Here is a 9,186-nt window from a genome sequence, read left to right as displayed (position 1 = left end):
TCGACGCACGTCATGGGCCCCGGCATCGGTGTCACACACGCCGCCCGGCCGGTGTCTTCATGTCAGATCGGCAGACGCCGACGGCACCCCGGACCGGTTCCGGGGTGAGAGCGCAGGAGGACACCATGGTGCTGCGAGTCCCCAAGGCGGAGCTTCCCGACGAGCTTCGCGACAACCTGCTCGGCCGACTCGGCAAGGTGGCGGAGCCCGTCGAAGTGATCTGGCACAACCCGCCCGTCGCGACGTCCAATCTGGAGTTCTCCGCGAAGATCGCGGAGTGGGACGCGCTCGACGAGAGCCTGAAGTCGTACGCCCACATGGCCGTCGCGGTGAAGGTCGGCTGCCCCTGGTGCCTCGACGCGGGCTACTTCACGGCGCAGAACCAGAACCTGGACCTGGCCAAGGCGAGCCAGGTGCCGCGCTGGCGGGTGTCGGACGTGTTCACCGTGCTGGAACGGGACGTCCTCGAATACGCCGAGGCCATGACCGACACGCCGCCGACGGTCACCGACGAGATGTACGCGAGCCTGCTCGACCGGCTCGGTGCAGCGGCGATGGTGGAGCTGACCGCGTTCGTCGCCTTCGTCAACATGGCGACGCGCAACAACAACGCGCACGGCATCAGGTCGCAGGGCTTCTCGGACGCCTGCGAGATCCCGCTCGCCCCGCGCGCCGGGACGCCGGGCGTAGCGTCGACCGCATGACCGACGACCCGTTTGTCACCCACCGCAGCCTGCTCTTCACCGTCGCCTACGAGATGCTCGGCTCGGCGGCCGACGCCGAGGACGTGTTGCAGGAGTCATGGCTGCGGTGGGCCGACGCGGACCGCGACGAGGTGCGCGACGCGCGCGCGTACCTCGTCCGGATCGTCACGCGCCAAGCGCTCAACCGCCTGCGCACGCTGTCGCGCAGCCGCGAGGACTACGTCGGCGAGTGGCTGCCGGAGCCCCTGCTGACCAGCCCGGACGTCGCCGAGGACGTCGAACTCGCGGAGAGCGTCTCGATCGCGATGCTGACCGTGCTGGAGACCCTCGGGCCCACCGAGCGGGCGGTGTTCGTGCTCCGCGAGGTCTTCGACATGCCGTACGACGAGATCGCCGAGGCCGTCGGCAAGACCGCGGCCGCGGTACGCCAGATCGCCCGCCGCGCCCGAGGCCACGTCGCCGCCCGCCGGCCGCGCGTCGCGGTGACCCGCTCCGAACAGCGCAAGGTCGTGGACCGCTTCCTCTACGCCCTGCGCACCGGCCGCCTCCAGGAACTCATGGAGGTCATGGCTCCCGACGTCGTCATGATCACCGATGGCGGCGGCATCGTGACGGCCTCGCTCACCCCGATCGTCGGCGTCGAAGCCGTCGCCGCCATCCTCGCCCGCGCGAAATCCCTCGCCGACATCCGGACCACCCCCCTCGACCTCAACGCCGCCCCTGCCGCCCGCCTCAACATCGACGGCGAACCCTCCGCCATCAGCCTCGAAGTCCACAACGGCCTCGTAGCCCGCATCTACGTAGTCAGAAACCCCCGGAAACTCACCCACCTCACCACCCTCACCCCGCTGACCAGATAACCGCCGGAGGCGGCACGGCGTGCACCGGCCCGGGCTGGAGGACGGGCCTCCGGCCCGGGCCGCGCGGTCAGCCGTTCCAGGACGTTTCAGGAAGCGGGCAGGAGCCGGACCAAGGTGATCGTCACGGACTCCGTGTCCTGGTGGGTGGCGTCCACCTGCCACCGACCGGCGGGGACGGGGACGGGCGCCTGTTCGGGGAAGCCACCCCCGTTCGGGTACTCGACGGCCGGCGCGTTTCCGGCGGTCACGGAGTCCATGAGCACCGCATCCCCGTCGGTCTCCCAGACGCCGCAGTCCTCCCAGGTTGCCGTCGGGTCGGTGAGCACGGCCTCGGCCGCGGCCGGCAGCTCTGCCGCCGTCCCGCCGAACTGTCGTACGAAGACCCGCAGGGCCGGTACGAAGCAGCTGGTCGCGGGATTGTCGCCAAGCACCAGCGCCTGCGCGCCGCCGGCGCCGACACCGAGCACGCCCGCATATCCTTCGATGTCGCAGGCTCGGTCGTAGTCGTCGTGAACGCCGTCTTCGCCCCACGACTCCGAACAACCCGCCCAGTGCTCCAGCGCGGAAACGGGCACCACGACCAGTGGGCCGCCCATCGACTCCACCCATCGCAGGGCCCCCTGGTCGGCGCTGACTCCGTCTGACGACACGTCAACCATGCGGCGATTCTTCCCCGGTCGATCGCGCGTCCGTCCGTCAGGTTGTGGGGTGCTGTCCGGTCCCAAATAAGTGTGGGTAGGACGACTGCTCTGACCTGCGATGCCTCGACTTGCCTGGGACGAGAACATGCTGATCTGTCCCGCTTAAGTCTGGGCAACTAGATGTTCAGAGCATTGGGTCTGCTGCGGTGGTCGGATCGGCGTTCGTGGTTTCGCAGGAACAGCCCGGGGCGTGACGCTCTGCCGGCTGATCTGTCCGCTGCAGCACTCCGGTGACGCTCCAGCCCGGGAACGGGGTGCGCCGGGTGTGGGGAAGGGGAACTTCGACCAGCTTCCCGTCGTAGATCATCCACAACCCGAAGCAGTCGTCCTCCTCATCGCGGACGAGGACCTGCACCGAGTGCGGGTAAGGCCAGGGCAACGACTCCAGCGCGGCCAGTAGGCCAGTCCAGTTGAAGCGATAGAACTGGATGACCCAGGCGTAGCACTCACCGCTGGAACCGCCACCGAGGCCACTGAAGAAACCGTCGTCGATTCGGGTGAAGCACTGATGCCACTCCCGCTCGTCGTCGGGCAATGTCAGCGGTTCCATGACGTCTTCGGCGTCCTTGGCCAGGACGATCACCTCGGCGAATCTGCTCACGGCTGCAGTATCTCGGCCAGGGGTGGCATCACGGCAACAGGGTTGTTTTCAACGTGCGTGCGTTGCTTGGCGTGGTCGTCTTGCAGGGGATCCTGCGGCGATCCTGTGGTGATTCGGTTGCGGATGCGACTGGCTTTGGCGCGGAGGTGCATCCGAAACCATGGCTGGGCAGTGGTCCGGAACTTGCGTTCCTGCGGAAGGCGTCGCACGAACTCTGCGACGAATCGGTCGAGATCGGCGCGGTTGTTACTGAGGGCGCGTTCCCGCCAGATCGGAGAAGCGAACAAGGCAACTGCCTCGACCGTCTCCGGATAGATTGTCGCGAGGTAGTACGGCCCGGCTTGGTATTGGCTGTACTCGTGGAGGGGATCCAGGCGCTGGGTGCGGTGGTGGGTGGGCCAGAGTTGGTAATGGTGATTGAGGAGTTCCCTCCAGAGCGGGCCGCATTCGAGGTGGCAAGCAGTAACCACGTTGGTGCCGTGTCGGCGGAGCAATCGGAGGTTGCGTATGTGCGCGCGCACGACTTCCGGTGCGCGTCTGAGGTCGACTTGCCTGCGGATGAACGTTGTTCCGGCACCCACCCAGCGGGCATGCCGGACGCACACGTTGTCGTGCAGCGTCGAAGCCCAGATCAAGACGTATCCAGGACGGTTCGTGCGCGCTGCAACGCAGGCTTGACATGCGTGACGAGGTTCCATGAACTTCAGCAGACTCGCGGATCGCGTTGGATCCGCCAGCATGCGGAGTTCCGGAAGGGCGCGTGTGAGGCTGTCTGGGGTTCGGCCTGTGAGGGCTGCAAGCGTGTCCGCATCGACGTGCGGTGCTGACATCCAGCGTGACGGGGCTTTGATCCGGTCCACCGGGACGCTGTTGGCCGCGGCCAGTCGTCCGAGGTAGGACGCGATCGATTCGTTGTGGAACGGGGCGAGTGGCCGCGGCAGTGGGCGCACGAGGCGGAGCGGAGAGGGGAGACTCATCCGATGGCCCGCCCGGGGCGAGCGGTGGACTCGCTGATGTGGTCGATGCGGATGGTGGCCAACTGCTGCCGGGTGATGCCTTCCGTCCCATCGAGGATGGCCGCGATCGCGGCGGCGCGGATGAGGTGGGAAAGGCTGCCGATCATGCCGCCGGATCGTTGGTGGAGGTACTTGCTCAACTGCAAGAGCGTTCCCGGCTGGTGGCGGTGCAGCCGAAGGGTGCCCTCCAAGCTCGCCACCAGGCTCTGCCATTCGGCATTGAGAGGGAATGGCCCAGTGCGGACAAGGATGGAACGGCCGGCGAGTTGGCCACCGCGGATGCCGGTGAACAGCCCGGACCGCTCGACGTTGATGCCTGCGTAGATGAACGTCGCCGGCAGGTGCTCGGTGAAGTACTTCAGGTGATCGGAGAACTCTTCCCCGGCTCGGGTGCCGAGGTTCATCAGGTGGATCTCGTCGACCAGGACGAGGTCGGTGCGCGCCTCGATGAGCACCTGACAGACCGCGTTGGTGACGTCCATGGTGTTGTGCCGGGGCGTGATGAGCGGCAGCCCGAGGAACCGCGCGAACTCCATCGACAGTTTGCGTGGGGACCCGCGCGGCGGCGCCGTCACGTAGACGACCGAGATGCGGTCGCTGCCTGGGTAGCGTTGCCGGGTCCGTAGTTCGTGCAGTCGCCCGAGTTGTTTGATCGCAGTGGTCTTCCCCGTGGTCCCCGGGCCCGAGACGATCATGCCGCGTCGAGCACCGTTTTCGCGCTGGTTCAGCAGCGTCAGCAGCCGTCCCTGGTAGGCGATTTCCTTGACGGCAGAAGTCCGGATGATCTGGAGTTCAGAGTGATAGCGGATCCGGGCTTCGTCGTACTCGTCCCGGGCGGACGGAGCGAGGGATGCTCGGGTTGCCTCGGGCAGGAGTTCAAAGCCAGCGGGGTCCTCGTCCACGAAGTGGCGCCATCCGGCCAGTGTTGTCGACGGATCGGTGCGGTCCTCGGCCAAGGTGCCGGAGGCAGGAGAGCTCACCACCATGTCTCGGCCTCCTTGCGCGCGTCGAAGACCTCCAGCGGGATCACATCGGCGATCTCGTCGTCCCAGTCGCCGGCATCAGGCGCTTCCTGCGGGGGTGTTTTCTCGGGCCGGGGCCAGGACGGCGCCGCTGTGGCGCGTGTTCGGGCCGCGACCCTTCCGGCTCGCCGGGCGCGTTTTCGTTCCTCCGGTCGTGCGCCAGGTTCGGGCCCGTCGCCGACCCGGTCGAGAAGAGTGGCCGCAGCGCGCGCGATCTCCTCCTCGTCGGATGTCCTGGCGCCTCGTTCAGCCAGCAGGCGCCGGGCATGCTCCCAAGCAAGCTCGCCCATGGGCGTCGGAGCGGTGCTGAGGTGCCGCCAGTAGGCGGTTATCCAACCATCGGCGTGGTGGTTGCGGATCCAGACGCGCGAGATGTCGTAGGGGTCGAAATGGACCTCCCATCGCGTCCCGTCCGGACCTGTGCCGGATGGCTGGCGTCGGTAGGAGGTCAGCTCGTCGCAGTCGTAAGTGCGGTGGTTGATCCGGATCCCGTAGGAGTTCACTGTCCGCCAGCATCGCGGCAGGAGTTCGACGTACTCATCCGCACTGAGCGACACCGGGATATGCCCGGCTGCGGCAACAAGCGCCGAGTACTTCTCGTTCGGACTCAAAGCCCGCGCCGGCATCAGCGGATCCCGCAGCCCGTCGTGCGGACGATGCTGCCACCCGGCGACCACCCACTCCTGAAGCAGTTCCTGAAGCTCGTGCATCGACCACGCCGCCTCGACCGCGGGGTCGAGGCCACGGTGCTCGACACTTCGTCCGCGATGCCCCGCCACGTATTGGGCGAACATCGTCGCAACTGATTCCAACGTCCGTTCGATGTGCGGCTTGTCCGGCGGACTGTCCGGGTGCGCAGGCTGGAACGAGATCCCCAGCGACTGGCAGGCAGCACGGAACGTGTCCGAGATGTAGGCCTTCCCGCGGTCGCAAACGATCGTCTCCGGAATGATCACAGGGACAGCCGCTGCGTCGGCGAGCCGTTCGTCCAGTGCAGCCAACGAGGCATGCGGTAGTACCGAGCGCGACATCCGCAGCGCGTCTGCCCAGCCAGGCCGCATCGGCTCCGGCGTCATCGCCCGAGCCAGCAACAGCGCAGCATCCACGGCCTTCGTCGAAGGCCGCAGCACGACCGCCGGAACCGAACGTGTCGCCAGGTCGACCAGTCCGGTCAACTCCACCGAGTCCGTCGCGCCGTCGTCACCGACCACCAGCACGTCCAGCGGCGTCGAGTCGATCTCCATCAGTTCGCCTGGCCGGGCCGCTGTCAGCTGCCTAAACGTCCCCTCCGGTTGCTTGGCCAGCGACCTGCGCGTGCGCGCCGACCCCAGCGTGTGTCGGCCGGACGAGACCACAGCCAGCAGGCGATAGAACGCCGACCGAGACGGCAGCGGCACCACATCCGGACCGTGTTGCGCCTCCAACTCTCTTTCCAAGCGCCGTCGCAGCACCTGTGCGGACACCGTCGACCGGTCAGTCTGCCGATCGACCACCGTGCGGAGCGCGGCCACCACCCGCGGGTCCGAGCGGCCCAGTCCGTCTGACCCACCGAGCAACCGGGGGTCCACCAAGCCCGCCAGTCCCTCGCGCTCGAAACGGGCCCTCATGCGCTGAAATCCCGCCAGCGACACCGAGGTCCCCTGGGTGGCAAGCTCCGCGACTTTGGCCAGCTCGCGCTGCCTCATCGAGCGTGTCGACGGGTCGTACTCCGCGCGCACCGGACCTAGGGGGTCGTCCATCGAGCGTCCGGTCAGCACCTCCGTCAGCTCTCGCTGCCACCACTGTGCCCGCTGCACCGCCTCGGCGGGCAGGCCGTCAAGAACTCCGGCTGTCGGCACTGGGGCGCGAAGCGATGTCGCGCTCACCACCTCGAATCCATCCGATGCGAGGAGGTGCGTCAGCAGCACCACCGCCGGAAGCCGATCCTCCCCGACAAGCCGCACCGTGCAGCCTTCCAGCGCGACAAGAGTGTGCAATTGGCCGGCGTACCGGACTCGGTCACCCACTCGCAGCACGCGCGGACGTGAGGGCATGAGCACCTCCCGCCTGGTCGCCGGGGTGCACGACGCTGGCCGCGTTGAGCAGGTCGGCATGCAGATCGGTGGTGAGCTCCTGGTGCCACAGCAGATGGAAGAGCACGGGCAGCACTGCGATCGGATCGCCAACCTGCGCCGCACCCGCCCGCAAGCCCCCGCTTTCTGCGAAGACCGCCGCCAGCGCGTCGACTACCTCGGGCCGCCGCACCCGCGGATGCCGGTAGCCCGCCAGCCACCGCACGTTGGCCATGAACAGCGGATCGGGCACGCCCACACGACGAAACCCCCAGCCCACCGACGCGCACGCCTGCCCAGTCCGGTCGAACTTCGCGGCATCCGCAGCAGGAATCCGATCGTCAGGACGGACGTCTACCACGAGCGCTGTGCCGTCGGCTTGCCGCACGAAGTAGTCCGGAGTGTGGCGGGTCCTCCTGCTGCCCGACGACTGCCATGACAGGCGGAACGGCTGGGACGCTACGCCTGCCACGAACGGGTCGAAGTCCAACAGCATCAGCTGGTCGCGCTCCAGCCAGGACTCATAACCGACATGCGCGGAACACGTCGCCGCCCAGTACCACCCGCACCAATTGCGCTGTCCACGGAAGCTCGGGAACCCTCTGTGTGGCCTGACCTGCTCGAACCGCTCCGACCACACCTCGGAGAGCTGTCCTTGGTGATCCGTCCCGAGAGCATCGGTGTACTCCACCCAGACGTCGTCAGCGCTCGCCATGGCCAGGCCTCCGTCCGCGCTGGTCTCGGTGGACACACGCGAAACGTACGGCGGCGACACCGGGGCGCACCCCCGCTTGACCGAGACAGAGTGCCAACTGCCCACACATGAGCGGGACGTCGATGCGGATGCCCACAGATCTTCGGGACTGCCTCAACTTCGCGGAGACAGGACAGGTGCAGACGTTCACGACGATCGAATGGGGGGTAACTTGCGCAAGCGGTTTGCTTGCAATAGTTAGCGGGGGGAGGCATGGTTGGGGGTATGGCCAGTCTCAATGTGGGGTCGCTCGGGGAGTACATCCGTGAGCAGCGGCGCAACGCGCAGTATTCGTTGCGGCAGTTGGCGGATGCCGCCGGGGTGTCGAATCCGTACTTGAGTCAGATCGAGCGCGGGTTGCGGCGGCCGAGTGCGGAGATCTTGCAGCAGATTGCCAAGGCGTTGCGGATCTCCGCGGAGACGCTGTACGTCCAGGCCGGGATTCTCGAGGAGCGTCCGGAGGGGGCACGCGAGGTGCAGACCGCGATCCTCGCCGACGCGGCGATCAACGAGCGGCAGAAGCGCGTGCTGCTGGAGATCTACGAGGCGTTCCGCAAGGAGAACGCGGGTGCCGAGGCCGCCGCCGAGGCGGTGGCCGCCGCGGACGTGCCGGTGCCGTCCGCGAACGGCCGGGCGTCCGGGGGGTCTTCCATATCCGGGCCGGGTTCGGAGCGCCGCGCGGCGGCCGAGCCCAGCGCCTGACCCGCCTGGTCCGACGACGAGACGCCGCCGAGTCCGACGCGTATCGCCTGCGCCAGGACCGACATTTCATGACAGCCTCCGATTCCGGGGAGTGAACAAAGACGATGGCAACTGCCACGGACATCAGGAAGACCCTGACCGACGCCACGCCGTTCTACGCGTTCGTGGGCGCCGGCGACCTTGCGGTGGAGAAGATCCGCGAGGTGCCGGAGAAGGTTTCCGGCATGAAGTTCGAGCCGCCGAAGTTCGAGGTGCCCAGGTTCGAGGTGCCGAAGTTCGAGGTGCCGAAGATCGACATCCCGACCGACCCGAAGGTGATTCGCACCCGCGTCTCGACCACCGCCGCGGACGTCCAGGAGCGGGTCAGCGCGACGCTCAAGGATGCCGGGACGCTGCCGGGCAAGGCGCAGGACTTCGCGAAGTCCCAGTACGGCAAGGCCAGGACCGAAGTCGAGGCCCAGGTCGGCAAGGCCGGCGAGTACGCGGACCGGCTCAAGGAGATCTACGGGGACCTGGCCGAGCGCGGCCACAAGGTGGTCGACAAGATCGCCAAGAAGGAGGCCGAGGCGGAGGACAAGGCCAAGGCCAAGGCCGAGGTCGCGGGCAAGACCGAGGAGAAGGCCGCGCCCGTCAAGGCGGAGGCGAAGGCCGAGAGCAAGCCCGAGGCCAAGCCCGCCGCCGCGAAGCCGAAGCCGACTCCGGCGAAGCCGCGCAGTGCTGCGAAGAAGACGGTCTCGCCCGCCGAGTAGTCCCGCCGGCGGTGGTGATGTGCGGA

Annotated in this window: 10 protein-coding genes; 4 read left to right on the top strand and 6 right to left on the bottom strand. The window is 67.6% G+C overall.

Annotated features, from left to right (window positions below; genetic code table 11):
* Window positions 1-125 precede the first annotated feature (125 nt).
* Window positions 126-704 carry a carboxymuconolactone decarboxylase family protein gene (locus ACRX5S_RS33305; RefSeq protein WP_436776918.1) on the top strand — a complete coding sequence of 193 codons (579 nt, stop codon included), beginning with the start codon at window positions 126-128 and terminating at the stop codon, window positions 702-704.
* Window positions 701-1,564, top strand: a complete 864-nt coding sequence (locus tag ACRX5S_RS33300; RefSeq protein WP_436776917.1) for an RNA polymerase sigma-70 factor — start codon at window positions 701-703, stop codon at window positions 1,562-1,564. The genes ACRX5S_RS33305 and ACRX5S_RS33300 overlap by 4 nt, the downstream gene beginning before the upstream one ends.
* An 86-nt stretch (window positions 1,565-1,650) precedes the next feature.
* Here the strand turns inward: ACRX5S_RS33300 and ACRX5S_RS33295 are convergent, their stop codons facing one another.
* The 6 genes from ACRX5S_RS33295 to ACRX5S_RS33270 all read right to left on the bottom strand — a co-directional run bounded on the left by ACRX5S_RS33295 (window position 1,651) and on the right by ACRX5S_RS33270 (window position 7,706).
* Window positions 1,651-2,223, bottom strand: coding sequence for an Imm21 family immunity protein (locus ACRX5S_RS33295; RefSeq protein ID WP_436776916.1), 573 nt, complete (start codon window positions 2,221-2,223; stop codon window positions 1,651-1,653).
* A 166-nt stretch (window positions 2,224-2,389) separates the two neighbouring features.
* A complete protein-coding gene (locus ACRX5S_RS33290; RefSeq protein WP_436776915.1) occupies window positions 2,390-2,866 on the bottom strand; it encodes a hypothetical protein in 477 nt (158 codons plus the stop codon).
* Window positions 2,863-3,501 carry a hypothetical protein gene (locus tag ACRX5S_RS33285; protein ID WP_436776914.1) on the bottom strand — a complete coding sequence of 213 codons (639 nt, stop codon included), beginning with the start codon at window positions 3,499-3,501 and terminating at the stop codon, window positions 2,863-2,865. The genes ACRX5S_RS33290 and ACRX5S_RS33285 overlap by 4 nt, the downstream gene beginning before the upstream one ends.
* Before the next feature lie 338 nt (window positions 3,502-3,839).
* Window positions 3,840-4,868, bottom strand: coding sequence for a TniB family NTP-binding protein (locus ACRX5S_RS33280; protein WP_436776913.1), 1,029 nt, complete (start codon window positions 4,866-4,868; stop codon window positions 3,840-3,842).
* Entirely contained in the window at window positions 4,859-6,880 is a 2,022-nt protein-coding gene (locus ACRX5S_RS33275) for a Mu transposase C-terminal domain-containing protein (protein ID WP_436776912.1), read from the bottom strand. The genes ACRX5S_RS33280 and ACRX5S_RS33275 overlap by 10 nt, the downstream gene beginning before the upstream one ends.
* Before the next feature lie 22 nt (window positions 6,881-6,902).
* Window positions 6,903-7,706, bottom strand: coding sequence for a TnsA-like heteromeric transposase endonuclease subunit (locus tag ACRX5S_RS33270; protein WP_436776911.1), 804 nt, complete (start codon window positions 7,704-7,706; stop codon window positions 6,903-6,905).
* A 228-nt stretch (window positions 7,707-7,934) separates the two neighbouring features.
* Between ACRX5S_RS33270 and ACRX5S_RS33265 the strand changes: the two genes are divergently transcribed.
* Both ACRX5S_RS33265 and ACRX5S_RS33260 read left to right on the top strand, forming a co-directional pair.
* Window positions 7,935-8,411, top strand: a complete 477-nt coding sequence (locus ACRX5S_RS33265; protein WP_436776910.1) for a helix-turn-helix domain-containing protein — start codon at window positions 7,935-7,937, stop codon at window positions 8,409-8,411.
* A 104-nt stretch (window positions 8,412-8,515) separates the two neighbouring features.
* Window positions 8,516-9,160 carry a hypothetical protein gene (locus ACRX5S_RS33260; RefSeq protein WP_436776909.1) on the top strand — a complete coding sequence of 215 codons (645 nt, stop codon included), beginning with the start codon at window positions 8,516-8,518 and terminating at the stop codon, window positions 9,158-9,160.
* The last annotated feature ends 26 nt before the right edge of the window (window positions 9,161-9,186 follow it).

Origin of the sequence: Yinghuangia sp. YIM S09857 (assembly GCF_051388915.1) — a bacterium.
Taxonomy (GTDB): domain Bacteria; phylum Actinomycetota; class Actinomycetes; order Streptomycetales; family Streptomycetaceae; genus Yinghuangia.
Note: the sequence above shows the minus strand (reverse complement) of the source record. Positions and strands in the feature narration are given on the sequence as shown.